Raw genomic sequence first — 26101 nt, 5'->3', positions numbered from 1 at the left:
TCCCTGTCAGAAACGATTTTTAGCCTGCATCTATGTGAGCTTACTTATAGCCGCATACGTTCAGGTCCGTTTTTCTCTCAAACCCTCCGTCAGCAGACTAAATCAGGATCTTTTCGTTTACCTGGCTGTTCCCGTAAACTACAGGACGCAGGTTTTAATTCATGAGCACGAAAAGAGGATGATAAAGCCTGCCGGGCAGAGCCGTTCCATTATTGTCTGTGACTACTCCTCGATTCTGTTCTCGCAACCAGGGCTGACGGCTCAGGAAAATACCCGCTTATCACACCAGGAAATAACATGCTTTTAGCGAATGTACCTTTTACTGCAATCCTGACTCAATCGTCATTCCGGGCATGAGTCGTCAGCTGTTTGTTTCTCTGGATGGCCCCAAGGGAGCCGGTAAAACCACGCTGCTGGAGGCCATCACGCAAGTGCTCAGGGCAGACAACCTGAAAGTGATCCGACTCAGCGAGAAAAAGAGCGATCCTTTCAGGTCGGAATCCATGGCGCTGGTTAACCGGCTCGCCAGAGATCCCTCGGCAGATCTGGAATGGGAAATCTGTCAGCGCTTTGCTGTCAGCCGCGCCTGGATTTCACAGAACGTACTGGCTAAACAGCCGCAGGACAGCGTTATCCTGATGGATCGCTGGTATCCATCGGATGCCGCGTTTCGCCGGATGGTTCCGTTTACAGAGATTCTGCAGCTAAACCGTGAGCACAACGTCCGCGCGCCAGATCTGCATGTCGGGGTGGTCACTGCGCCCGAGGTATCCTGGGAAAGAGCCGCAGCACGATCGCGTGGCCTGGGAAGTACGGTAATTCACCGGCTGGAAGAACATATCGCCTGCACCCGCGCGTTTGAGCAGGAAGTTGCGAATAACGGCTGGTTTTTATGCCGCAATGAAGGGAGCATTGATGAGGCAACGATGCAGGTGGTGGCTGAAATTAACAGCATGCTTTACCGCTCCTGAATAGCAAATCTGTGGGCGCGTTATCCTCTTTCCTCCGCAAATCCGCGCGCATCGGGTTGTGCAGAAAAAACCCTTTATTTTACTTGTCTGTAATCAAGATAAGTCAGATTACCGCTGGCACTGGCATCCCGCTTTCCCCTATAAAATTGCTTTATTTTTTATATAAGGCACAGGGAATTGCGCTACGCATCAATACCATTCAATCATAATCAACCGGGCTGGCCTGCGGGTGAGCACAGTTTTTCGCCACAGCCAGCGTTGCAGGGCGATATCTCTGCAGACTGGGTCATCGTCGGGGCAGGATTTGCAGGCGTCGCCTTTGCGCGCCGTCTGGCAGAAATCAATCCGAACCTGAAAATCATTATCGTCGAAGCTCATAGCACGCAGCAAAGCGCATCGGCACGTAATTCCGGCTTCGTTATCGGCCTGCCGCATAATATTGGCAGTTCAACTGCTGAATTAAAGAAGGCAAACGCATACCGGAACTTGCTTCAGGAAGGCATTCGTCAGCTGGAGCAGGTTATTTCGCAGCATCATCTTCAGTGCGACTGGGAACGGGTCGGCAAATATCACTGTCAGGCTGAACATGGTAATGACGCTATTTTAAAGGAGTATGCCAGCCATCTCGATCTGATGAACGAGCCGTGGCAGATGTCAGACAGCGAGGAGCTGTACCAGAAACTCGGTACGCGCTTTTACAGCAAAGGGATTTATACACCGGGCTGCGTGCTGGTTAATCCGGCGCAGCTGACTGCCGGCCTGAACGCGTGTTTACCTGAGAATGTTCAGCGCTTCGATAACACACCCGTGCTGGGGATCCGTTACGGCAGCATGGCTGAAGTGCTGACACCTTTTGGGATGATTAAAACGCCAAAAGTGATGCTGGCCACCAACGCACTATCACCGGAGCTGCGTCCGGGGCTTTCGCGTCAGGCTGCCATGGCTACCTTCGCCAGCATCACCGATCCGCTGACGGACGAACAACTGGCTACCCTGCCCCCGATGCAGAGCTGGGGACTCACGCCGGTTAATGCCATTGCCGGAGCGACCTTCCGTTTTACCTCGGATCGCTGTTTCCTGATTCGCCAGCATGTCATACCCGCGCTCAGGGGCCAGGTGAACGTAGCCCGGACTTATGAGGCGACCCGGCTGCATGCGCACTTATTTAAGAAAGTCTATCCGACGCTGGGCAGTGTGAAGATCAGCCACACCTGGTCTGGCACCATCAGCGTCACGCGTAACGGCGCGCCGGAATGGGGTATGCTGAACAAATTTCTCTGCACGGCGGGCGGCTGTAACGGCGCAGGCATTTCAAAGCAGACCGTGGCAGGCACGCTGCTGGCGGATTTCATGATGAAACAGGATAACCCGCATATTGCAGATATGCTGTCGCTGGGCAAAGCCAATGTCATGCCACCCTCGCCAGCGCTGGATATCGGCATTGCCCTGTCGCTGATGAAAGAGCGATATCTGGGCCGTAAGGAAGTTTGATTTTTATAAAAACGGGCCTGAACAGACCGCTTATGAGGATATTTATTCAGGCCCGCCTTTTCGTTAAACGGTAGAAGATCTGCAGCATCATCAGGCTATTAACTGGATTAATAGCAGCAGCCGACAAATTATGCCCTGGACATTCCCTATTCCCGGAGGTATCGCTGAAATCAGCCCATCGGGTAAGCTTGTTGTTGGTAACTCAGAAGCTTACGTTGCTGCAGGCCTTGCCGGCCTGGGAATCATGCAGGGAATGAATGTCTTCCTGCAACCTTATATCGACCGCGGGCTGTTAACAGAGGTGTTACCTGACAATCCTTCTCCTGAACGCAAATTGTCGCTTCTTTATCCGCATCGCCACCTCTCCCATAAAGTGCGTGTCTTTACCGAGTGGCTTGAAAACCTGTTGTAAGAGATCGCTTAAGGGGAAACGGCTGAAGTCTTTAGCAAACTGATACGCTGACCACAAAAGTGGCAGCCAGAGATAGTAATCACAGGTTTAAGCACAAGCCTGCTCATACTGAGGGGATTGTCAAATTCACTACTTTTAATCTGGCACACCCGCACGCATTGATTTTGCAAAAGAGAATAAACAAGCACTGACGCTATTTTTTCTATAAGTTCCGATTCACATCCATGGCAGCTATCCAATCGTTAAGTAACACGACCCAGTCAGGTTTAAAATCGCGTTTTCTTAAACGAACCGGCGTGATCGGCATCACAAATTAACCACATAAACCGCACAAAGTGTAGCAAAAAGTTCATTTTTACTTAACATTGTCAGGGGTGAAAATGAGCCTCTCGTAAAATAATCAGGTTATTAACGGTATTAGACAGATGTTTTAAAGCAGTTATTTACATTATCACGGTCATCAACTACTTAATTCAGAGTTGCTGGCATATAAATTTTATTAACGCTTACTGATTATTTCAGAAAGAACTTTTTTGGCTTATTCCCGCAAGGTTATGGAATACCTTTATGCCACGATTTAATGTCAGTCAGCCCGTATTGCCCCGCGCCGCGTTCATACTGCTATTCTCGCTTTATATCGCTGTTTTCCTCAATTTCCCTTTTTACAAACAGGCTTGGTCACTTATCGCGCCAGACAGGATAGGCAATATTCTGTTTTTCCTTTCCATGCCGATTGTCGCGTTGTGTGTGATAAATAGTGTGGTAACGCTGGCCTCCTTTTTCTGGCTGGAGAGAATAACCCTTGCGTTATTTATCGTTGTCGCTGCCATAGCCCAGTACTTTATTCAGCACTATGGCATCGTTCTTGATCGTTCAATGATTACCAATATGGTGGACACCACACCCGCTGAAAGCCTGGCACTGCTGACGCCGAAGATGATATTAGTCATTTTCTTTACCGGCTTCTTTATGGCCGCACTCACCTTCTGGCCTGCTTTTAGAAAGTCGGTACCGGTGTGGAAGGGATTACTTCAGCGCGGATTAAGCCTGGTTATTTCAGTTGCATTAATAGCGCTGATAGCGATGTTTTTTTATAAAGACTATGCATCACTGATTCGCAATAACCACGAGCTGTTGAAATCCCTGAGCCCCTCTAATTTTATTGCTGCCTCGCTCTCTTACTATAATCATCGCGAGCGGGCGAATCTTCCTCTGGTGAAAATAGGTGAAGATGCGCATCAACGCCCCCAGATGCTTAACGGCCCGAAAAAGAACCTGACGATTCTGGTCGTAGGCGAAACGTCCCGCGCCGCTAATTTTTCTCTGGGCGGTTACCCGCGCCCTACCAACCCTTTGCTGACAGAAGAAGATGTTGTCTATTTTCCTGACGTCGCATCCTGTGGCACCTCTACGGCGGTCTCTGTCCCCTGCATGTTCTCAAATATGCCGCGCAGGCACTACGATGATGCGCTGGCCAGTCATCAGGAGGGATTACTGGATATTATTCAGCGAGCTGGCCTGAGCGTTTTGTGGCATGAGAACGATGCAGGATGTAAAGGTGCCTGCGACCGGGTGCCTAATCAGGATATGACAGCGCTCAATCTTCCGGAAATGTGCATCAAAGGCGAGTGCTATGATGAGGTGCTTTTTCATGGGCTGGAAGCCTATATCAATCAGCTTAAGGGTAATGGCGTGATTGTGCTGCATACGATTGGCAGCCATGGGCCGACCTATAATCACCGTTATCCGCCGGCGTTTCGCAAATTTACGCCGACCTGTGAGACGAAACAGATTCAGGAGTGCTCTCAGGAGCAACTGATTAATACGTACGACAATACCCTTCTCTATGCGGACTATATTGTCGATAAAGCGATTGAATTACTCAAAGCCCATCAGGAGAAGTTTACAACCAGTCTGGTTTATCTGTCAGATCATGGTGAGTCACTGGGCGAGAAAGGCGTCTATCTGCATGGCCTGCCCTATGCTATCGCACCTGAATTTCAGACTCGCGTGCCGCTGCTGATCTGGCTGTCACCCGATTACCAGCAGCGTTATGGCGTGGACTACACATGCCTGAACCGGCTGGCGACTTCGCAAAAACATTCTCAGGATAATCTTTTTTCAACCATGCTGGGCATGACCGGCGTTCAGACCCGCGAATATGTCGCAGCAGACGATATACTGGCGACATGCCGGAATCAGCTCGCCCAAAACAAAAGTGATAAAGCCCCTGACAGGGCGCTGAAACAATGATTATTTCCGTGATATCACCTCGCACTGAGCAGACGTTCCTGACTATCTCTGCCAGGCAAAAGAGCAGGATACGTAATGCCGTCATTCCTGTGCTTACAGCATGAGCGTCTCAGCGCAATGTCCGAACCGGCAGTCATGGCGGATAAGCGGCCCTGCATTAATGAATGTCAAGGCTATCCGGGCTATCCTGACGGCCGGACGGCCGGACGGACCACCATATTTCAGTCAGCTTTAGAGGCGGTGGTTCAGTCATAAAGTGATCACAATATGAAAACACGGCCCCAGGCCGGGGCACGCATGAATGGCCTTGCAGCAGGGGGTTACCCTGCTGATAAAGGTTAAAGCAGCGTGACTTTGCCCTGGAAAATCACCGGCCCGGACGGCCCGCTGAGTTTAGAACCACCCACCGGTTCCAGACTTACCGCCAGTATGGTCTTATTATCCAGCTCCCCGGAAGGCAACTTAAAGGCGTTACTGTCACGGTGATCGATCAGTCCCAGTGATTGTGGCGGAGCACTGCCCTCAATCAGCCACAGCTGTAAGTTTTTATTTTCGGGCAGCGTGACGTTCAGTGCAGAAACCTGAATTAATGACGCGCTCTTGTCCAGACTCACGACAAACTGTGTATCTGGCTGCGCGCCGCTGAGTACCGCAATCGGCTGCAGCGCGTGTGTGGCATCGGGCTTCGTCACCCAGCTAAAAACGAGGATGCCGGTCATTGCCGCGGCGAGGCCCCAGCCGAGCCATAATCCGGGATGCTGCTGTTTGCGTTTTTTTCCGGGGAGGCCAGGTTTCCGCTCAAGATCCTGCGCAATCTGCTGCCAGAGTGCAGAAGGCGGTGCGACCTCCTGAGTCGTCTGGTCAATGCCACTGAACGCGTTCTGCCAGCGCACCACCTCAGCGGCAAAGGCTGCATCGTCATTAAAGCGTTTATCCAGCCGTTGCCGGGTGTCAGCGTCCGTTAGCCCAAGCACATATTCCGCGGCAGTGAGATCATCATTTTCCTGACCAGTCATAAGCCTATGCACTCCCGAAGATGGGTTAACGCGCGACGGATCCAGCTTTTTACCGTGCCTTCGGGCTGGCTCATGGAGAGTGCGATCTCACTCTGTGACAGGCCACGATAATAGGCGAGCGAAAGGCTTTGTCGCTGTTCTGACGGTAACTGCGCCATACAGTGCTGAAGGCGGCGCGCCTCTGCAGGACTGTCGTCAGAGGGACGTGAACGCTCAAAGCCCGCTTCCGCTTCGCTGATTTCCTCTATCGAACAGCATCTGTTCTCGTGTTTACGCAGAAAATCGATCGCCTTGTTTCTTGCAATGTGACTGAGCCAGATGAGCGGTTCACTGCGCTTGTGGTCGTAGTCGTTTGCCGACTGCCAGATTTGAATAAAGGTGTCGTGGAGGATCTCTTCTGCCCAGTCGCGCCGTCTGACCATACGCAGAATAATGCCGTAAAGCCGGGGTGAGAGGACGTGATAGAGGTGCGCCAGCGCAGATTTATCGCCGCAGGCAATCTGGTTCATTAAGTCAGCCTGAATATGAGGCACAGTTTTTGTCATCGGCTTCCCTGTTAAAGGTGTAGCCACAGTATCAGTGGCTACACACAGTATAGGTAACGCTTTACGGCATCAGCACGGTATCGATAACGTCAATGACGCCGTTACTCTGATTCACATCATAAGTGGTAATGTTAGCGACATTGCCCTGAGCATCTTTAAGCTGAATGTTGTGCGGGCCGTTTGCCATCACCCACAGGGATGCGCCATTTACCGTTTTCAGCTCCGCTTTGCCTCCACCCGATTTGATTTTTTTCTCCAGTGCTTTAATATCCAGTTTTCCTGCGACCACGTGATAGGTCAGAACGCTGGTGAGCTTCTGTTTGTTCTCTGGCTTGAGCAGAGAGTCGACGGTGCCCTGCGGCAATTTTGCAAAGGCGGCATTGGTCGGCGCGAAAACGGTAAATGGCCCCTTCCCTTCAAGTGTCGGAACCAGACCGGCAGCCTTAACAGCTGCGACCAGCGTGGTGTGATCTTTCGAGTTAACAGCATTCTCAACAATATTTTTTGACGGGTACATGGCAGCGCCACCGACCATGACCGTATCGCTGTCCATGGATGCCGCATAGGTGGTACCGCTGAAAACTAATGCAGAAAAAAGCAGAGTTGGCAGGAATGGTTTCATTTTCACTTCCCTCATTGAGTTTGCAGACAGGGCCGATGTGCCCTTATCTGTTAATACGAATGAGTGAAGAAAACGGATGCAAAAATTTTTAATTATTTTCTTCCGGCATCCGTTTACGGCACGAACAGATTATTTTTGTTGTGGCGGAATGCGGGCAATCACCTTGATTTCAAAATCAAATCCCGCCAGCCAGGTGACCCCTACCGCTGTCCAGTTAGGATAAGGCGGCTGCGGAAAAATGCGCTGCTTCACCTGCATGATGGTTTCAAACTGGTTCTCCGGATCGGTGTGGAACGTGGTGACATCGACCAGGTCGTCAAAAGTGCAGCCTGCCGCAGCGAGCGTGGCCGCCAGATTTTCAAACGCCCGTTCAACCTGAGCAGCAAAATCGGGTTCGGGCGTGCCGTCAGCACGACTGCCCACCTGACCGGAGACAAACAGCAGATCGCCTGAGCGGATGGCAGCAGAATAACCATGCTGCTCATACAGGGCATGACGGTTAGCGGGGAAAACAGGTTCGCGCGTAATCATAGTGGTTCCTTTCATAGCGTCAGTCTGGAAAGCAGGATGCGGCGTACACAGGATTGATTTAATATACGCGGCGTATGTCACATTAATCATGCATACGCCTCGTATGTCAAATAATATACGAGGCGTATGTGAAAGGAGAGCTTATGGCCGCTAAACGTCGCGCTGAAACAATGGAAGAGAACCGTGCAAAGCTGATTGCAGCGGCGCGCACCGCATTTGCTGAAAAAGGGTTTGCGGCAGCATCAATGGATGAACTGACGTCCAGCGTTGGCCTGACCCGTGGTGCGCTTTACCATAATTTCGGCGATAAAAAAGGGCTGCTGGCAGCGGTCGTGGCACAGGTTGATGGTGAGATGGCACAGCGGGCTAAAGCAGCCGCATCTGGCGTGGCAGATGAGTGGGAGAAGCTGGTGGCAGAAGGCATTGCCTATATTCAGTTAGCTATGGAGGCCGAAGTGCAGCGTATTGTGCTGCGCGATGGCCCGGCGTTTCTGGGCGATCCCGCGCATTGGCCCAGCCAGAACAGCTGTCTGGCAGCCACGCGCGAAACGATTGTGAAGCTGATCGAAAGCGGAACGATCAAGCCGGTAGACGCCGATGCCGCCGCGCATCTGCTGAACAGCGCAGCGCTGAATGCCGCACTCTGGGTCGGCTCCAGCCGTGACCCGGAAAAGGCACTGCCGAAGATGATCGAGGTGTTTATCCAGCTGACGGGCGGCCTGCGCCAGAGTGATTAATCCTGAACATGGCTTCAAACAATAGCCATCAGTGCTGAAGCCAGATTGCATCATCCCGGTTGCTTTAGCCTGCATTGCGCTCAAAGTGGCTGTTCACAAAGGCACGACAGCGCGGCGAGATCGGATCGAGGAACACCTGTTCCGGTGAGCCCGACTCCTCAATCATCCCCTGATGCAGAAACACCGCTTTGTTCGATACGTCACGCGCAAAGCCCATTTCATGAGTCACGATAATCATGGTGCGCCCTTCTTCTGCCAGACTGCGGATCACCCGCAGTACTTCACCCACCAGCTCCGGATCCAGCGCAGAGGTCGGCTCATCAAACAGGATCGCTTTCGGCTGCTGCGCCAGCGCCCGGGCAATCGCCACGCGCTGCTGCTGTCCGCCGGAAAGCTGCGACGGCCAGGCGTCGCGTTTTGCATAGAGTCCTACTTTATGGAGCAGCGCTTCTGCTTCTTCAATCGCCTCTTTATGGCTGCGCTTCTGCACATGAACCGGTGCTTCAATGATGTTCTGCATCACCGTTTTATGCGGCCACAGGTTGAAGCTCTGAAATACAAAGCCGAGCTGCATTCGCATCAGCTTGATGCGACGGCGCTGCTCGCGGCTCAGTTTTTCGTCGGCGTTATCCAGCGTGACGTTCACCTCGCCGACCGCAATTTCGCCTGCCTGTGGCACTTCAAGAAACGGAATGCAGCGTAGCAGCGTACTTTTGCCTGAGCCGCTGGCACCGATCAGCGAAATCACATCGCCATCCTGCGCAGTCAGGCTGATGTCGTGCAGCACTTCGTGTCCCGCATAACTCTTTCTGAGATGACTCAGCATGATGGTGGGTGCGGTCATGAGCGTGCTCCAAAATAGTAAGGTGATAAGCGTCGTTCCAGCATCGATACGCCTTTGCTGACCAGCATGGTGAGTATCAGATAGATCACCGCTGCGCTCAGGAACACCTCCAGCGCCCGGAAAGTGGAAGAGACTATCGAGTCGGCAATGCCAGTCATCTCCATCAGGCTGATAGTGCTGACCAGCGACGTCGCTTTGATCATCGAGATGATCTCATTGCTGTAAGCCGGCAATGCCTGCCGAATCGCAATCGGTAAAGTGATGCGAGTAAAGATTTTATACGACGACATGCCCGAGACTTTAGCGGCCTCCAGCGACTGCTGACTGACGGCACGCAGCCCGCCGCGCAGGATCTCCGAGGTGTAGGCGGCATCATTCAGAATCAGCGCCAGCAAGCCGCACCAGTAGGGATCGCGCAGCAGCGGCCAGAACAGGCTTTCCCGCACCGCCGGTAAACTGCCAAGACCGTAATAGACCATAAAGATCTGTATCAGCAGCGGCGTACCACGAAACAGCCAGACGTAGAAGCGACAGAAAACGCTGCCGACACGCGTCATGCGCAGCAGGTTAAGCAGCAGCGCCAGCACGCCGCCGCCAGACAGTGAGAGCAGCGCCAGGTTGATGGTCAGCGGCAATCCTTTCAGCAGCGCCAGCAGCGTCTGCTGTAAAAACATGATATCCACGTGGACTCCTTATCCCTTCACGCGCTGTTGACCGCGCATCGCAAACTTTTCCACGTAGCGGAAAACCATATCGGAACAGGTGGTGATAATCAGGTAGATCACCGCACCCACGCTGTAGAAGAAAAAGGACATCTGGGTGGAGTTGGCTGCGGTGGAGACCTGGTTCATCGTTTCCACCAGTCCGGTGACCGAGACCAGCGCCGACTCTTTGATCACCGATTGCCACTGGTTGCCCATGCCGGGCAGCGCAGTGCGTAACGCCTGCGGCACGATAATGCGGCGAAACATCATCAGCCGCCCCATGCCGGTCACGGTCGCCGCTTCCAGCGTTCCGCCGGGAATGGCGTAGAAGGCGCCACGGAATACCCCGCTCTGATAGGCACCAGAGATCAGCCCGATGGCAATCGCGCCCGCCACAAAGCCGTTCACATCGAACGGTCCCTGGAAGCCCAGCGCCGTGCCCACGGTTGAGACCACCTGTCGTCCACCGAAGTAGAAGAGGTAGATCACCAGCAGTTCCGGCACGCCGCGAAACAGTGTGATATAGCCTGCCGCCAGTCGCTGCTGCCAGCGCGAACCGGCAATCTGTATCCAGCAGAGCACGCTGCCCAGCAACGCACCCAGCAGCCAGGCGCATATCGATACGCTGACGGTAACGGCGGCGGCATTAAGCAGCACGCCACCCCAGCCCTCATCCCCGAAGCCCAGTATCTGCCAGTCAATATTCATCAGCATCAGCGGTTACGCTTTCGGCGCGACATCTTCGCCAAACCATTTGATCGACAGTTTGCTCAGCGTCCCATCTTTGATCATGGCGTCCAGCGCCTGATTCAGCACCTGCTGCAGCTCACTGTTGCCTTTACGCAGACCAATCGCCGAGCCTGCGCCCAGCACGCCACCGGAGAAGCCATAGCCGCTGCTGCTGATCGACTCAGCATGTTTTTTCACAAAGGCGTTGAGGTTGGTACGAGACGCCATGACGGCATCCACCCGGCCATTCATCAGGTCGGCGAAGGTTTCAGGACCCGCCTGATAGGTGCGGATAGTGGCAACATCGCCCAGGTATTTTTGAAGGAAATCCGCCTGAATGGTGGCGACCTGCACCGCAATGGTTTTGCCTTTGAACGTGGTTTTCAGATCGTCGATTGCTTTTTTCATGCCGGCGTCATCATTCGCCGTCACAATCGTGCCGCTGCCTGGCAGCGTGGCCAGCGGGCTTTTTTTCGCAGTCACAAAGCTGGAGACGCTGACGGTGTACTGATGGGTAAAATCGATCGCTTCAGCACGTTTTGGCGTTACGGTCACCGCATCGATCACCGCATCATATTTACCGTCGATAAGACCTGGGATCATGCCCGACCATTTCTGGGCGATGATTTCATATTTAAAGCCAGCACGTTTAGCCAGTTCCGCCACCATATCCGGCTCATAGCCGACGATTTTGCCGCTCGGTGTGGTCTGGTTGAACGGAGGATAAGCCGCTTCAGTCGCAAACTTCAGGGTGCCGAAATCTTTCGCCTGGCTGAACGCGGAAGTGGCGAGCAGCGCCACGGTCAGAGAAGCCGTGAACAGGCGGTTACGCATCATCATATAAACCTCATTTATTTATTATTAAGAGAGTAAATCAATTGCAAGGCGGGTCAGCGCCTGCGTCCCGGCGGCAATGCTGCGTTCGTCCGGCTGATAGTCGGAGTTATGCAGGTGATCGTCACGGCCCGGCGTGGCCGATCCAATATGAATCTGGCAGCCCGGTACCCGTTCCGTGAACAGTGAAAAATCTTCGGCACCAAAGCTGGCGCTGGGCTGCGCAATGATGGGCTTATCAAACTGATGCGACAGAATCTGTTCCAGTGAATCGATCAAACGATCGTCATTCATCAGAGGCGGCACGCCGCGCTGGAAGTTAACCTCCACCCGTACGTTTTGCGCCAGCGCCACCCCTTCGCACATCCGTTTAAACGAGGCTTCCATAGCAGCGCGTACTTCCGGCGACTTAGTCCGGATGGTGCCCTGAAACAGGCAGCTATCGGGAATGATATTGTGGGTGGTACCACCCTGAATGTGCCCGATGGTTAGTACGGCGGAGTAAGCGGGATCGCGTTCACGTGAGATGAGGGTCTGTAGCTGGCTGATGAGATGCACGGTCGCGATAATCGGATCGGTGCCCATGTGAGGACGTGCCGCGTGGGTCGATACGCCATGTACCGTAACGTCGAATTCATCACTGGAGGCGGTGCTGGCCCCGCGCGTCAGGGCGACTTCCCCCGCAGCCAGTTCAGGCTTGTTATGCAGGGTCACGGCCCAGTCGATGCCATCTGCCGCGCCGTCCGCAATCATCGCCTCAGCGCCACTTTCTGGCGTCTCCTCCGCGGGCTGGAATATCAGCCGGACCCGGCCTTTGAGCTGCTGACGATAGTGCGGCAGGATCGTTGCCACACCCAGCATCGTTGCGGTGTGAATATCATGCCCACAGGCATGCATTTTTCCGGGATAGCGGCTGGCAAACGGTAAACCGGTCTGCTCATGGATTGGCAACGCGTCCATGTCGGCGCGCAACAGCAGCGTCTTACCCGGCTCTGCGCCGTCGATATCCACCACAACACCGCTGCGACCAACGCCGGTGCGGGGATTGAGTCCCAGCGCCTGCAGATACTCTGTGACCAGGCTGGCGGTACGCAGCGTATCAAAGCCTAATTCCGGATGCGCATGGATATCACGTCGAATCGCCACTAACTGCGATTCAAGTTCATTAACTCTGGCTTTTATTTCCCCGGCCAGTCGTGCTTTTTCCTGATTCATAGCAGCCCCGGCAATATGCGATCGGCACTTTGCTGCCGACCGCTAATTTAATCTTATCCTGATGGCGGACGTTGATGACCGTTTATTTATTCACAGCACGCGACAGAAAGCAACGCGCAACAGCCTGCTCTACATGCTTAAAAATCAATAAGATAGTGTTATTTATTGGAAACCTGTATGAGATAACAGCGGATCAGCAATAATATTAATAATCCGCCACACGACATTACTTTCCCTACTGTCACTGAGGTGATATTGCGCTTTTATCCGGAGAGGGAACAAAGAAGTCTGCCAGTATTTCCGCTAATTTCTCGGGTTGTTCGTCGGGAATAAAATGGCCGCAGTTGAGAACAGTTTCACTGCTTACCTGATGCGCTACGGTGCGCAGCGGGGTGGCCATATCGGGTATCGATCCCTGGTCGGCACTGACAGCCAGCAGCGGTAAAGCCAGTTTGCCTGTTAACGCGCGCTGTCGATTCTGTTCTGCCGACTGTGCAAAAGCGCGGTAAAAAGCCAGTCCGGCCCGCAAGGCTCCGGGCTGCTGAAAAACGCGCAGATATTCACGACGGGCTGCCGCATCGATGCGATGTGGATTAGCTGACTTACGGTTAAAAAACCAGTCCAGGTAGATCGCCTCTCTGCCAGTGATCAGCGCTTCCGGTAAATCATCCACACAGTGAAATCCAAAATGCCAGGTTTTCCAGGCGCTATCACCCACCATTGGCAGTAAGTCAGGCAGTGTGATGCCGGGAATGCCGCCATCCAGCAGCGCGAGACGCCTGACCTTTTCGGGATGGCCTGCCGCCAGTGACCAGGCGACCCACGCCCCGATATCATGCCCGGCCAGATGAAAGCGTTCGATACCCAGCAGGTCCAGCAGCGCCAGTATGCGCTCTGCCACGCTGTCAGTGTCGTAACCACTGGCTGGAAAGTCAGAATCACCCTGCCCTGGCAGGTCGGGTGCGATCACGTGAAAGCGGCTGGCAAGCAAGGGAATAACCTCCCGCCAGGCATAACTGCTTTGCGGGAAACCCGCGAGCAAAACCACAGTCTCAGCGTGTTCACTGCCTGCGCTGAGGTAGTGCAGCCGCTGCGCGTCAATATTAATGAAGTGGTGCTGGTAGAGTGGATATACGTGCATAAAACCTCTGAAAATAAGGAAACGATCACTTCCTTAATGAATAAAAAATTTAGTCGAGTAATTTCAGCGCCAGGGGGATGATGCTGACATCGGGCCGGGTCGCAGCAACTTTACCGGCTACCCGCATCCCCAGCACGATGCAAAGCATTAACGAAGCGGTGGCCTCTCTGTCCAGTGCGGGATTGATCGAACCATCCTGCTGACCCAGGCTGATTATCTGCTGCAGATTCTGCTGGTTGCGTATTAGCGCCGCGCTGACGGCTCCGGCAAGTTCCTCATCCAGAGTTTGCAGCTCCACGGCGCTGACAGCGACCAGACAGCCGCGCTCACCTTCGACATCGCGCACTGAATCCACATAAAAATTGAGTAGCGCCGCCAGTTTCTCACGGCCATTTTCACATTGCGCCAGCCGCGCGGCTAAACTGCTGGTACGCATTGAGAGATAGCGAGCAAAGACGCTTGCAAACAGCGTGCGCTTGTCGGTAAAAGCTTTATAGATGCTGCCGGTAGTGAGTTGCATTGCCTGGCCCAAATCGCCTATCGAGGTGGCGTGATAGCCCTTTTGCCGGAATACCAGCATTGCGCTGTCCAGTGCCGCATCGGTATCAAACGCCCGCGGTCGTCCCCGCTCTTTAAAACGGTTATCGTTCATCGCAAACACCATTAGAGAATGATCATTTCCTTTAAGATAGACTGATTTGTCCCGCAATGAAAATCTTTTTCCCAGCAGCTAAACAATGCATTATGACGCTGATACGCATTTCATAACCTTTCTCCAGCCCCTCCCCCCTCTGACCTGACGCAAGGCACTGAAGCTTAAGCCTCATCTATACTGCAGCTTATCTTTGCTGAAGGAGCCCAATCATGGGAATGAGCTGGTTCACCCTGTGGCCGCCACTGGCACGCGTGCTGTTTATCCTCGCCTGTCTGACCATTATTCTCACCGGCCTTTATCTGGCAGCACCGCTGATCAATCAGGTCCTGCTGGCGATGTTACTGGCCATCATGCTTGATCCCCTGATTACCCGGCTGGAAAACAAACGCATACCGCGCATCGTCTCGTCACTACTGATGATTATGCTGATGCTGTTGATCATGGTGGTCACTATCCTCAAGTTAACCGTGCTGACCCCCGATTTGATGCAGCTCAGCCGCCAGGCGCCCGTGCTGCTGGCGGCCCGGCTTGAACAGCTGACGCTGGCCTTTGCCCGGCTCGATATCGGTATGACGCCCGACCAGTTGCTGACCTTTGTGGATGCGGGGGCAATAGTGCGCATCGTCACTGCATTTCTGACGCAAATTCCCGGCGTCATCTCCTGGTGGATCATGGTGTTCCTGATGCTGCTGTTCATGCTCTATGAGATGCCGCTGCTGAAAGCGGCGCTTCAGCAGCGGGTCAGCGGAAAAAATCAGGCCTTTTATCTGGCGCTGCAGGAGGGAATTGAGAGCGTTATTGTTTATGCCAGGGTGAAAACATTGACCAGTATTCTTGGCGGGATCATCGTGGGTTTAGGTGCACACCTGATCGGACTGAAGTTTGCCTTTTTCTGGGGCGTGTTAATGTTTATTTTTAACTACGTGCCGGTGCTGGGTTCTTTCCTGGCCGCAATTCCGCCAGTGATCCAGAGCTACATCATGTTTGATTTACAGGTTGCGCTGGCAGTCTCAGGCTTCTTTATGGTGCTGAACCTCTGCCTGAGTTCGGTGATTGAACCTCTGCTGATTGGTAAACGACTCAATCTGGCGCTCACCACACAGCTGCTGGCGTTTCTCTTCTGGCAGGCATTACTGGGGATTACGGGCGGGATACTGGCTATTCCTCTGACCTATCTGATTAAGAAGGTCCTGCTGGCGAGCAATCCGCAGCAGGACCCGGAGTCAGAGTTAACTCAGTGACGCCGTCTTCACCCGCCATGTGCGGGTGAGGCGTTTCTCGATCTCAACCACAATGAAGATCGCGATGCTGACAATTAGCGAAATCAGCCAGTAGTTAATTGGCAGTGGGCGCGTACCAAACAGCGTATTCATTAATGGCACATAGATAATGATCGCCTGAAGAACAATCAGTACCAGCGTCACCAGCCAGATTCCGCGGTTTTTCAGCAGACCGCGATCCAGTGAGAAGCCATCAGAATTACGGCAGTTAAGCATGTAAGCCCACTGCGCGGTGACCAGCATCTGCAGGAGGACGGTGCGGATAAACTCAGCGCTGTAGCCGCGCGGTTGCAGCCAGGCCTCCAGCACAAAGGCACTGATGGAGATTAGCAGGCCGACAAACACCACGCGCCAGATAGCATAAGCATCCATTACATGCGCTTTCACATTACGCGGTGGCCGGCGCATCGCATTGGCTTCAGCAGGTTCAAACGCCAGACCAAACGACAGCGTGGCCGACGTCGCCATGTTCATCCACAGGATCTGTACCGGAGTCAACGGCAGCAGATTGCCCATCAGAATCGCGATAATAATCAGCAGGCCCTGCGCCAGGTTTGTTGGCATGATAAACAGAATGGTTTTCCTGAGGTTGTCGTAAACGCGACGTCCTTCTTTCACCGCCGCAGCGATAGTGGCGAAGTTATCGTCGGCCAGAATCATATCGGCCGCCTCTTTTGTCACCTCGGTGCCTTTGATGCCCATCGCAATGCCGACGTTGGCCTGTTTCAGCGCCGGTGCGTCATTCACACCGTCGCCGGTCATGCCGACGATCTCACCGCTCGCTTCCAGCGCTTTCACCAGACGCAGTTTATGTTCCGGGCTGGTTCGGGCGAAGATGTCATAGGTTTTTGCGGCGTCGGCCAGTTCGGCATCGCTCATGTGTTCAAGCTGGTAGCCGGTGATGGCGGCCTGACTGTTACCAATACCCAGCATCTGACCAATCGCCATCGCGGTTTCCTGATGGTCGCCGGTGATCATTTTGACGCGAATACCCGCTTTCTGACACTCGTCAATGGCGGCAATCGCTTCCGGGCGTGGGGGATCCATCATGCAGGCAAGACCCAGCAGCACCATGTCACTTTTCAGATCGGCATGGTCCAGCGCGGTAACGGGTGCAGATGTTCGCTTCCAGGCGGCGGCTACGGTGCGCAGCCCTTCGCTGGCGTAAGTGGTGATAGCGGCATCCCAGTAAGCGCGATCAATCGGCTCGGCGCCCTCCGGTGTTTGCTGCTGCTGACACAGCGTCAGCAGTACATCTGGCGCACCGGTCAGCAGCACATAAGACTCGCCGCTGGCAACACAACTGACCGCCATATATTTATAGAGGGAATCGAACGGCAGCTTGCTCACCACCTCAACCGGCTGAGGTGTCGTCTGGCCCTTCGCCGCCAGCACCTTCAGCGCGCCTTCAGTCGGGCCGCCAACAATCGTCCAGTGACCCTGACTTTCCTGACGCAGCTGGCTTTCATTACAGGTGTCTACCGCATGCAGGAACTGCTGAAACAGCGGATCCTGGGCCGCAGAGAGTCCACTTGCGTCGCCCTGCTCAGCAACAATCTCCCCTTTGGGTTCATAGCTGTTTCCGCTGACGCGCCAGCGGCTCTTCGCCAGCACTACGGCTTTCACCGTCATCTCATTCATGGTGAGCGTGCCGGTTTTATCGGAACAGATCACGGACATCGCGCCCAGTGTTTCGACAGTCGGCAGCTTACGGATAATCGCTTTAGTGCGCGCCATCGACTGCACGCCCAGCGACAGGATGATGGAGATGATAGCGGGAAGACCTTCCGGCACGGCCGCAACCGCCAGGCTGATCACGGAAAGAGACAGCTCACCCAATGGAATGTCACGCAGCAGGTAACCGAAGATAAACAGAGCGACCATCATCAGCAGGATGATGAAAAAGATCGCTTTACCCAGTTTGTCGATCTGCACCAGCAGCGGGGTTTTAGCCTCTTTTATGCCGCTGATCATTTCGTTGATATGGCCCAGTTCCGTGTCCCCCCCACTGGCGATGACCACACCTGAGGCGGTGCCGGAACTGACTGTGGTGCCGGAAAACGCCAGATTCAGACGGTCCCCCAGCGATTTTTCACCGCTCAGCGTGTCGATTTTCTTCGACACCACCGTTGATTCGCCGGTAAGTATCGCCTCTTCAACCCGCAGGTTATTAACTTCAAACAGTCTCAGGTCAGCCGGGATTTTGTCGCCGGGTCGTAACATCACCACGTCACCGACCACAATATCGCGTGTTGCGACGGTGACCTGTTTGCCGTCCCGCACCAGCATCGCTTCACTGGCGAGCATGTTCTGAATGCTTTTCAGCGATTTCTCGGCATTGCTCTCCTGAATAAAGCCAATTAGGGCATTGATAACGGCCACGCCGATAATGACAAAGGTATCAACCCAGTGGCCCATAAGCGCGGTGATCACCGCTGCGGCCAGCAGAATATAAATCAGCACATCTTTAAAATGGGCGATAAATTTGAACAGCGCTGATTTATCCGCTTTTTGCGGCAGCGCGTTTGGCCCCTGTTTATGCAGACGTTCCTGTGCGTCAGCAGTCGATAATCCTGCTGGAGAGCTTTGCAGGTCAGAAAATATCTCGACTACACTACGCTGATACCAGGGGCGCTCAGATAAAGCTAACGCTTTATCCTGCTTATCATTATTTAGCATATATAAACCTCGTGCCATTTAGCGATGAATTAAAGGCGCAATTAAAAGACATGCATTTTGCGGGGAGCCGCTCCCGCCGGTAATGACCGATATCATATTTAGGTAAGAAACGTCTGATGAATAACATAAAATGGCTAAATTAAATCTAACCTATATTATGAGAATAACAACGTTGTTTTTGTTTAGGTAAGGTTTAAGTATGCTGATGCAGTGTGCTTCGGCTTGTACTCTGGCTCGCAAAAGGAAACTCTGATGAAAAAACAGAGCATTATCATGCTTTGCGGTTTCGTTATTCTCGCGGTCACCGCAACCACATTAGTCGGCTTACTGACCTGGCTGGTGGTCTCTCATATGGCAGCGTAACCCGATCCAGGCGAAGCGGCCCTGCCGTCTCGTTAAAATAAGATTACGAATATTAAAAAATATTTTTATCCCGGTGGCGATAAGCACCAGGCTAATGACGCCTTAACGCTTATTAAACCGCAGTGAAATAGCTGATGTTAAGGCGAATAAAATGATTAAACGCAAGGTTATTCCTGTTTTTCTCTGTTGCTTATTTATGACAGCGTGCGATGAAAAAAAAGAACCGGACGCGCCACCACCCCGCGTAATAAAAGTTTTTACCCTTGAGCCGGACATTGCGCAGAATATCCGGGTATTTCCTGCCCGTATTCAGGCTGGAGATAATACCGACCTGGCTTTCAAAAGGGCGGGCCAGCTGGTACAGCTCGACATCCGTGACGGAACGCCCGTGAAAGCGGGTCAAATTCTTGCCACCCTGAACGACACGGATGCGACACTACGGGTGCGCGATCGTCAGACCGCGCTACAGCTGGCGGAGCGGCAATTTCAGCGCTTTAACACGCTGGCCCAGCGCAGCGCCGTTTCAAAATCGGAAATGGATGTGCAGCGTGCTAACCGTGATGCCGCCGCTACCGCACTGAAAATCGCGCAGGAAGAGTTACAGTTCCTGACCCTGCGCGCGCCGTTTGATGGGGTGATTGCCAGAGTACAGGCGCGTAATCATCAGGTCGTAGCCGCCGGACAGCCGATTGCGCTGCTGACCCGGGCCGATCTGCTCGATGTTATCTTCACGCTGCCTGAAACCCTCTTTACCAGCCTGGACATCCAGAATATTCACTATCAGCCGGAGGTGCAGTTTAACGCCCTGCCAGGCCGCTTTTTCAACGCGCAATATAAAGAGCACACCAGCCAGACCGACGCTGCCACGCTGACGTACCAGGTGGTGCTGACCATGCTGCGTCCCGATGATCTGCCTGGCGTTGCCGGCCTTAGCGGCTCAGTGCGCGTTAAGCTGCATAAGCTGCCGAATGCCCCAGCGCAGCCGCGGCTGGTGGTACCGGCGGCTGCGGTGTTCAATCCCGATCGCAGCCCCACTAATCAGCCGCACGTCTGGCTGGTTGAGCAGGATGGCGAGGCTCTGCGCATTAAAGATCGCCCCGTCGAAGTAGGTCGTCTTACCGCGCAGGGCATTGAAATTATCAGCGGGCTGCAGCCGGGCGACCGCATTGTTGCTGCCGGTGTGGGTGAGCTGCGTGACGGTGAAGCGGTGCGCATCTGGCAGCGTGAGCGGGGGTTATAATGCGTATTCAGGAGCACTTTCTTGATAAACCCATTCGCATCTGGATGGTTATTCTGCTGCTGGGCGTGGGCGGCATTTATGCCCTGCTGAACATTGGCCGCCTTGAGGATCCGCTGTTTACCATCAAGTCGGCGGTGATTGTCACCCACTATCCTGGCGCGTCAGCCCAGCAGGTCGAAGAAGAGGTGACCCTGCCGCTGGAGAATGCGCTGCAGCGCCTGCCATCACTGGACAATGTCACGTCTATTTCAGGCAACGGCCTGTCGCAGATTACCGTCAATATCCACACCCGCTATCTTGCCGATCAGCTGCCGCAAATCTGGGATGAGCTACGTCGCCGCGTCGGCGATGCGGCCCGGCAGTTTCCCCCAGGCGTGCAGGCTCCACTGGTGAACGACGACTTCGGCGATGTGTATGGCTATTTCTTCGTTATCCACGGCAAAGACTTTACGAACAGCGAACTGCGTAACTATGCCGATCAGCTGCGGCGCGATCTCGTACTGGTGCCGGGCGTGGCGAAAGTCGCGGTAGCGGGCGTTGAGCAGGAGGAGGTCCGCATTGCCCTTTCCGCCAGCAAAATGTCCGCCTATGGTATGACGCCGCAGCGCATCGCCGATCTGCTGAACCGGAATAACAGTGTTGCCAGTGCCGGCACGCTGCGGGTCGACAGCGAATCCATCCGTTTTCACCCTACCGGCGAGCTAAAGACACTCGACGACCTGGCGAATCTGCCCATTCTGCCTGCGGGCAGCCCGCAGAACGTGCATCTGCGCGATATCGCCACCCTGACACGTGGCGTGACCGATAACCCGGCCAATATCTACTTTGCCGATGGTGAAGCGGCACTGGCAATCGGCATTTCGTTTGCGCCTGGCGTCAACGTGATTGATGTTGGCGACGCGCTCTCCGCCCGGATAGCGCACTATCAGCAGGATACCCCCGCCGGGATCAGCCTGAAGGTGTTCTACAATCAGGCGCACGAGGTGAAACAGTCTGTTGATGGCTTTATCCTCAACTTTCTGATGGCGTTGGCAATTGTAGTGGGAACGCTGCTGCTGTTTATGGGCCTGCGCAGCGGCATGGTGATTGCCGCATCACTGGCACTTAACGTGCTCGGCACACTACTGATCATGTACCTGTTTAAACTGGAACTGCAGCGGGTATCGCTAGGCGCGCTGATTATTTCGCTCAGCATGCTGGTGGATAATGCCATCGTCGTCGTCGAAGGGGTGAAGATCGATCATCAGCGCGGACATCCTTTACAGCAGGCGATTTCCCGCATGGTACGCCGTACAGCCCTGCCCCTGCTGGGTGCCACGATTATCGCGATACTTGCCTTCGCACCGATTGGCCTGTCGCAGGACTCAACCGGCGAATATTGTAAATCGCTGTTCCAGGTGCTGCTGATTTCGCTGATGCTGAGCTGGGTAACCGCGCTGACACTGACCCCGGTATTTATTAACTGGAGCGAGAAACGTCGTGGCGCAGCGAAGCCCGCCAAAACTGACCTCTCCGATCCTTACCAGGGCATCGTTTTTCGGCTCTACCGCCAGGCGCTGGGCGGCCTTTTGCGTTTTCGCTTGATCACGCTGGCGACGATGGTCGCGCTGCTGGCACTGTCGCTGTATGCCTTTACTCTGGTGAAGCAGAACTTTTTCCCCTCATCCAGCACGCCGGTCTTTTTTACCGATCTCTGGCTGCCCTATGGCACCGATATTCACTACACCGCAGATACTGCGGGGGAAATAGCCCGGTTTATTAATCAGGATCCGGCTGTTACGGCAACGGTGACCACAGTGGGTCAGGGTGCACTGCGTTTTACCCTGACCTATGACGCGGCGCGCCAGTACAGCAACTTCGCACAGATTATGGTGCGGGTTAAGGATGCCCGGCAGCTGGATGCACTGGCGCTGAAGACCGAGTATTATATTCAGCAGAACTTCCCGCAGGTGAATCAGCGCATCAAGCGCATTCAGTTTGGCAGCGCCAGTGACAGCGCGATTGCCCTGAGAGTAACCGGTCCGGATCCGGAAGTGCTGCGTCACATCGGCAGCCAGCTGGATGCGATTTTTCTGGCGGATGGATCGACGTTCCCGGTACGTAATGACTGGCAGGAGCGCAGCAAAGTGATCCGCCCGGTCTATTCGGCACTGCGTGGTCAGGAGCTGGGCATTGATAAGCGCGATATCGATCAGGCGCTGAGAATGAATTTCAGCGGCGATGCCGTGGGCATTTTCCGGGACGGATCGCGGCTGATGCCGGTGATGCTCTATCCGGCTGATGAAGAGCGGCAGAGTGTTGATCACATCGAAAACATTCAGCTCTGGAGCGCTGCCCTGCAGCACTTTGTGCCGCTGAGCAATGTGATTTCTGACTTCCGGCTGGAGTGGGAGAACCCGCTGATTATGCGTCGTGACCGTACGCGCGTGATGACGGTGCAGACGGATCCCGATCCCGCCTCAGGCTTAACGTCCGCGCAGGTAGTAGCACGGGTTCAGCCGCAGATCGATCAGCTTAAACTCCCGGCGGGCTATCGACTGGATTGGGGTGGCGAACTTGAGAGCTCACGAGAAGCACAAAGTGGTCTGCTGAGTTCGCTGCCGGTAGGCTTTCTGGCCATGTTCATCATTACCGTGCTGATGTTCAACTCGCTGCGTGACGCCGTCGCAATCTGGATCACCGTGCCGCTGGCGATGATTGGTGTGACCTGTGGCTTTTTGATCACCGGTATTCCCTTTGGCTTTATGGCGCTGATCGGGCTGCTCAGCCTGTCAGGGATGTTGCTCCGCAACGGGATCGTGCTGATTGAGGAGATCCGGCTGTTCCGGCAGGAGAAGCCGTTGCAGCTCGCGATTATTGATGCGGCGACGTCGCGCCTCCGCCCTATCCTGCTCACGGCCTTTACTACCGTACTGGGCCTGCTGCCGCTGTTGCGCGACGTTTTCTTCCAGAGCATGGCGGTGGTGATTATTTTTGGTCTGGGATTTGCAACGGTGCTGACCCTGCTGGTGCTGCCGGTGATCTATCGCTGCTTCCACGGACGGGAGGCGCACGGTGAATAAGACCGGGCTGGCAATGCTGAAGACGCTGGCCTGCATCACCGCCGTGTCGTTTTTCACGCTGTATCAGAGTTACGACAGCTACCATTACGACGTTAATCTGACGCTGAATGTGCTGAGTTTTATCTCGACCATTGCTACGCCGCTCTATTTTCTGCTGAGCGGCTATCTCGACGCGGGCGAGCTGCACACACCCGCATGGCAGCTTGGCAAAATTCGCCGCATTATGCTGATTTTTATCTTCTGGTTCAGCTTTTTCTGGTTTGCCGGGATGCACCACAAAGGCTACCTGATCCAGCCGTGGTTTGTGATTGCACTGATTGTCATTTACATCTCGCATCCGCTAATCGACTGGCTGATTCAGCGGCCTGGCGCAATGGCAGCAGGGATTTTATTGTTGCTGGTGGTGGCCTTTGCTTATGACCTGCTCGCCAGCCTCTATCCGGACCAGCGGGCCTTTTCGCTGCTGCCACAGTACCGAATCTGGACCTGGGTACTTTATTACCTTACGGGCCGACTGATGGCTGCGCCACGGGTGATGCAGTTACTGACATCACCCAGAGTCATAAAGGTGAGCCTTCTACTGCTGCCCGCGGTGTATCTCTTTACCTGGCTGTATGAGCGCTATTACTTTATCGCGCGCTTTCTGGCGACCCACAATGATGTGGTGCTGACCGGCTCACAGGTTTATCTGCTGGTGGTGCTGATCGTGATCAGCATTAACGCTATCCGGCTGCCGGATAAAGCCCAATGGCTGACCTCATTTCTGACCACACTCGGCAAGACCATGACCGGTGTTTATATCCTGCATTACCTGATTTTTGGTGTGCTGGCAGCCGCTATCCGCATTCAGACTCTGGGCGATAAACTGCTGGTCATCGCCCTGACGCTGATCATCTCGATGGTGCTGTCACTTCTGCTGTTGCGCATCCCCGGCGTCCGTAAGCTGATCAGCCTGTAGTCGCCGCGCGGCCCGCTCAGTTGCTGCACGGCGCGTAGCAATGAACTCAGCCATTTTCGCCCGTGCCTGCGCCACCTCCGCGGGCGGCGCGGTCTGCGGCGAGCCGGAGGAAAACGGTGGTTCGGGGTCATATTCCATCTGCAGCTGAACGGCTCTGGCGACGGCGTCTCCTGCGATTTCCGCCACCAGCGTCAGGGCAAAATCGATGCCGGAGGTGACGCCTGCGCCGCTGATACGGTTGCGGTCACGCACCACCCGCTGATTCACTGGCTCCGCGCCCAGCAAAGCTAGTTGATCGATGGAACTCCAGTGTGAGGTCGCTCGGTATCCTTTCAGCAATCCGGCAGCGCCCAGCATCAGCGAACCGGTACAGACCGAAGTGACCCATTGCGCCTGGTCAGCCTGCCGTCGCAGAAAATTCAGCGTTTCATCATCCGACATCAGGGCAATCTGTCCTGGCCCGCCCGGTACGCAGATCACATCCAGTAATGGACAATCGTCCAAGGTGGTAGTCGGTAATATCGACAGGCCGCGATCGGAGCGTACCGGCTGACGATTTTTCCAGATCAGATGGCACTCCACGCCGGGCGTGCGTGCAAATACCTCCCACGGGCCGGTTAAATCGAGCTGGGTAACATCAGGGAAAAGTAACAGACCAATCTGTAGCGGACGATTCATGCGTAAACTCCGGCGGGTGATGAGTGACCATCATGCCGTGATGCCCGGTCAGATAGCAATCCTGGGCGCTGGAGGCGCTTTACAGTGATGTCCGGGGAAGTCGTGTAAAGCAGCATCAGGCCACGCCGAGAAAACGCAACAGCGCGGTCATCGCTGCCGCCCCCAGAATAATGACAATCAGTGGAGCCCGACGCCAGGCCAGCAACAGGGCAAACCCCACGCCCGCCACCCGTGCCACACCGGCAAAATGCTGGCCTTCAAACAGCGTGGTGGTCGCCGCGACGGCCAGCAGTAACACCGTGGCAGCGTCGGAGAGCATCTGCTGAGTGCGCTCGCTGATAGGCAGACGATTTCCCAGCCTGACACCGGCAAAGCGCATCAGATACGTTCCGGCGGCCAGCATGGCGATGCCGGCAATGATCATTCCCTGATGCGTCATTTGCGCGATCTCCATGTCAGCAGGCCCAGCAGCGAGAACAGTACTGGCATGCCCGCCGGAACCAGCGGCGTCGCCAGTAAGGAGAGCAGCGCGCCGACGGTGGCGGGGATTCTGGTTCGGCGCTGGCGCAGCGCCGGGAAGATCAGAGCAATCAGGATCGCCGGAAACACCGCATCCAGCCCAATCATTGAGACATCAGGAATAAACTGACCAATCGCCGCCCCGATCATAACACTCACCGGCCAGATTAAGCCGATACCGATGCCGCACAGCCAGTACGCGCTGCGACGCTGGGCAAGCTGTGGTTGTGAGATACCAAACACCACGCTTTCATCATTCATAATGTGACAGCCAAACCAGCCCAGGGAACCCTTTCCCACCAGATCTTTGACCGCAATGCCAAAAGGGAGATGACGTGCATTCACCAGCAGGCCCGCAGCGGCCGCGGTAAAGGGACTGCCGCCGCCAGCCACGATGCCGATAAACAGAAACTCAGACGCACCTGCCAGCACCAGCGTTGACAGCGCCAGCGGTACCCAGAGCGGAAACCCGTCGGCGGAGGCCAGCGAGCCATAGGATAAACCGACAATTCCATCAGCCAGGCAGACCAGAAAAATCGCTTTGATCACCCCTTTGTCCAGCAACTGCATTTGCGGAAAAAGCATTTCTCTGTCTCATAATGAACATATAATCCGATATAAT

At 54.5% G+C, this 26101-nt stretch carries 23 protein-coding genes and 1 pseudogene; 9 read left to right on the top strand and 15 right to left on the bottom strand.

Translation table 11 applies throughout. The features are described from left to right. Positions 1-353 precede the first annotated feature (353 nt). From ACTJKZ_RS10585 to eptA, 4 genes and pseudogenes are all read left to right on the top strand, one after another. Positions 354-971, top strand: a complete 618-nt coding sequence (locus tag ACTJKZ_RS10585) for a dTMP kinase (protein WP_253417822.1) — start codon at positions 354-356, stop codon at positions 969-971. Positions 972-1148: 177 nt separating this feature from the next. Then, positions 1149-2462: an NAD(P)/FAD-dependent oxidoreductase gene (locus ACTJKZ_RS10580; RefSeq protein ID WP_440829546.1), complete on the top strand. Its 1314-nt coding sequence runs from the start codon at positions 1149-1151 to the stop codon at positions 2460-2462. Between the two features lie 67 nt (positions 2463-2529). Continuing rightward, positions 2530-2874, top strand: a pseudogene (locus ACTJKZ_RS10575) (LysR substrate-binding domain-containing protein); the annotation flags it as partial. Positions 2875-3441: 567 nt separating this feature from the next. Beyond that, the gene (gene eptA, locus ACTJKZ_RS10570; protein WP_440829545.1) at positions 3442-5127 is read left to right on the top strand and encodes a phosphoethanolamine transferase EptA; all 1686 of its coding nucleotides are present in this window, start codon (positions 3442-3444) and stop codon (positions 5125-5127) included. Between the two features lie 338 nt (positions 5128-5465). Here the strand turns inward: eptA and ACTJKZ_RS10565 are convergent, their stop codons facing one another. The 4 genes from ACTJKZ_RS10565 to ACTJKZ_RS10550 all read right to left on the bottom strand — a co-directional run bounded on the left by ACTJKZ_RS10565 (position 5466) and on the right by ACTJKZ_RS10550 (position 7841). Next, positions 5466-6143, bottom strand: a complete 678-nt coding sequence (locus tag ACTJKZ_RS10565; protein ID WP_285088816.1) for an anti-sigma factor — start codon at positions 6141-6143, stop codon at positions 5466-5468. Further along, entirely contained in the window at positions 6140-6688 is a 549-nt protein-coding gene (locus ACTJKZ_RS10560) for a sigma-70 family RNA polymerase sigma factor (protein WP_285088817.1), read from the bottom strand. Before ACTJKZ_RS10560 ends, ACTJKZ_RS10565 begins: the two co-directional genes overlap by 4 nt. 61 nt (positions 6689-6749) lie before the next feature. Further along, complete coding sequence (locus tag ACTJKZ_RS10555) at positions 6750-7310, bottom strand: fasciclin domain-containing protein (protein ID WP_440829544.1); 561 nt, start codon at positions 7308-7310, stop codon at positions 6750-6752. 129 nt (positions 7311-7439) lie between these two features. Further along, a complete protein-coding gene (locus ACTJKZ_RS10550; RefSeq protein ID WP_253417844.1) occupies positions 7440-7841 on the bottom strand; it encodes a RidA family protein in 402 nt (133 codons plus the stop codon). A 143-nt stretch (positions 7842-7984) separates the two neighbouring features. On the opposite strand from ACTJKZ_RS10550, the gene ACTJKZ_RS10545 reads away from it, so the two are divergent. Further along, entirely contained in the window at positions 7985-8578 is a 594-nt protein-coding gene (locus tag ACTJKZ_RS10545) for a TetR/AcrR family transcriptional regulator (protein WP_161736100.1), read from the top strand. A gap of 64 nt (positions 8579-8642) precedes the next feature. Here the strand turns inward: ACTJKZ_RS10545 and ACTJKZ_RS10540 are convergent, their stop codons facing one another. The 7 genes from ACTJKZ_RS10540 to ACTJKZ_RS10510 form a co-directional block, all read right to left on the bottom strand. Continuing rightward, the gene (locus tag ACTJKZ_RS10540) at positions 8643-9422 is read right to left on the bottom strand and encodes an ABC transporter ATP-binding protein (protein ID WP_010246775.1); all 780 of its coding nucleotides are present in this window, start codon (positions 9420-9422) and stop codon (positions 8643-8645) included. After that, the gene (locus ACTJKZ_RS10535; protein WP_161736099.1) at positions 9419-10105 is read right to left on the bottom strand and encodes an ABC transporter permease; all 687 of its coding nucleotides are present in this window, start codon (positions 10103-10105) and stop codon (positions 9419-9421) included. The genes ACTJKZ_RS10540 and ACTJKZ_RS10535 overlap by 4 nt, the downstream gene beginning before the upstream one ends. Positions 10106-10114: 9 nt before the next feature. Further along, positions 10115-10840: an ABC transporter permease gene (locus tag ACTJKZ_RS10530; RefSeq protein WP_202605044.1), complete on the bottom strand. Its 726-nt coding sequence runs from the start codon at positions 10838-10840 to the stop codon at positions 10115-10117. A gap of 6 nt (positions 10841-10846) precedes the next feature. Then, positions 10847-11695, bottom strand: coding sequence for an ABC transporter substrate-binding protein (locus tag ACTJKZ_RS10525; RefSeq protein ID WP_222925522.1), 849 nt, complete (start codon positions 11693-11695; stop codon positions 10847-10849). A gap of 21 nt (positions 11696-11716) precedes the next feature. Next, positions 11717-12904 carry a M20 metallopeptidase family protein gene (locus ACTJKZ_RS10520; RefSeq protein ID WP_440829543.1) on the bottom strand — a complete coding sequence of 396 codons (1188 nt, stop codon included), beginning with the start codon at positions 12902-12904 and terminating at the stop codon, positions 11717-11719. A 241-nt stretch (positions 12905-13145) separates the two neighbouring features. After that, on the bottom strand, positions 13146-14045 hold the full coding sequence (locus tag ACTJKZ_RS10515) for an alpha/beta fold hydrolase (RefSeq protein ID WP_161736393.1): 900 nt from the start codon (positions 14043-14045) through the stop codon (positions 13146-13148). 49 nt (positions 14046-14094) lie between these two features. After that, positions 14095-14709 carry a TetR/AcrR family transcriptional regulator gene (locus ACTJKZ_RS10510; protein WP_285088829.1) on the bottom strand — a complete coding sequence of 205 codons (615 nt, stop codon included), beginning with the start codon at positions 14707-14709 and terminating at the stop codon, positions 14095-14097. A 200-nt stretch (positions 14710-14909) separates the two neighbouring features. Here ACTJKZ_RS10510 and ACTJKZ_RS10505 point away from each other — a divergent pair, with 200 nt between their 5' ends. Then, entirely contained in the window at positions 14910-15941 is a 1032-nt protein-coding gene (locus tag ACTJKZ_RS10505) for an AI-2E family transporter (RefSeq protein WP_222925518.1), read from the top strand. Here the strand turns inward: ACTJKZ_RS10505 and ACTJKZ_RS10500 are convergent. Beyond that, positions 15930-18659, bottom strand: coding sequence for a cation-transporting P-type ATPase (locus ACTJKZ_RS10500; RefSeq protein WP_440829542.1), 2730 nt, complete (start codon positions 18657-18659; stop codon positions 15930-15932). The genes ACTJKZ_RS10505 and ACTJKZ_RS10500 overlap by 12 nt on opposite strands. A gap of 514 nt (positions 18660-19173) precedes the next feature. Between ACTJKZ_RS10500 and ACTJKZ_RS10495 the strand changes: the two genes are divergently transcribed. From ACTJKZ_RS10495 to ACTJKZ_RS10485, 3 genes are read left to right on the top strand one after another with little or no spacing between them, the layout of a single operon-like run. Continuing rightward, the gene (locus ACTJKZ_RS10495) at positions 19174-20262 is read left to right on the top strand and encodes an efflux RND transporter periplasmic adaptor subunit (RefSeq protein ID WP_440829541.1); all 1089 of its coding nucleotides are present in this window, start codon (positions 19174-19176) and stop codon (positions 20260-20262) included. After that, entirely contained in the window at positions 20262-23324 is a 3063-nt protein-coding gene (locus tag ACTJKZ_RS10490) for an efflux RND transporter permease subunit (RefSeq protein ID WP_440829540.1), read from the top strand. Before ACTJKZ_RS10495 ends, ACTJKZ_RS10490 begins: the two co-directional genes overlap by 1 nt. Further along, complete coding sequence (locus ACTJKZ_RS10485; protein ID WP_440829539.1) at positions 23317-24282, top strand: acyltransferase family protein; 966 nt, start codon at positions 23317-23319, stop codon at positions 24280-24282. The genes ACTJKZ_RS10490 and ACTJKZ_RS10485 overlap by 8 nt, the downstream gene beginning before the upstream one ends. On the opposite strand, the gene ACTJKZ_RS10480 is transcribed toward ACTJKZ_RS10485, so the two are convergent. The 3 genes from ACTJKZ_RS10480 to ACTJKZ_RS10470 form a co-directional block, all read right to left on the bottom strand. Further along, a complete protein-coding gene (locus tag ACTJKZ_RS10480) occupies positions 24232-24960 on the bottom strand; it encodes a DJ-1/PfpI family protein (RefSeq protein WP_440829538.1) in 729 nt (242 codons plus the stop codon). The two genes, ACTJKZ_RS10485 and ACTJKZ_RS10480, sit on opposite strands and share 51 nt — an antisense overlap. Positions 24961-25075: 115 nt before the next feature. Next, the gene (locus ACTJKZ_RS10475; protein ID WP_033784885.1) at positions 25076-25399 is read right to left on the bottom strand and encodes an AzlD domain-containing protein; all 324 of its coding nucleotides are present in this window, start codon (positions 25397-25399) and stop codon (positions 25076-25078) included. After that, complete coding sequence (locus ACTJKZ_RS10470; RefSeq protein WP_260058680.1) at positions 25396-26064, bottom strand: AzlC family ABC transporter permease; 669 nt, start codon at positions 26062-26064, stop codon at positions 25396-25398. The genes ACTJKZ_RS10475 and ACTJKZ_RS10470 overlap by 4 nt, the downstream gene beginning before the upstream one ends. Positions 26065-26101 lie beyond the last annotated feature (37 nt).

The organism is Pantoea sp. 22096 (assembly GCF_052045955.1).
GTDB classification, from domain to species: Bacteria; Pseudomonadota; Gammaproteobacteria; order Enterobacterales; family Enterobacteriaceae; genus Pantoea; species Pantoea alfalfae.
This window is presented reverse-complemented; position numbering and strand designations above follow the sequence as displayed.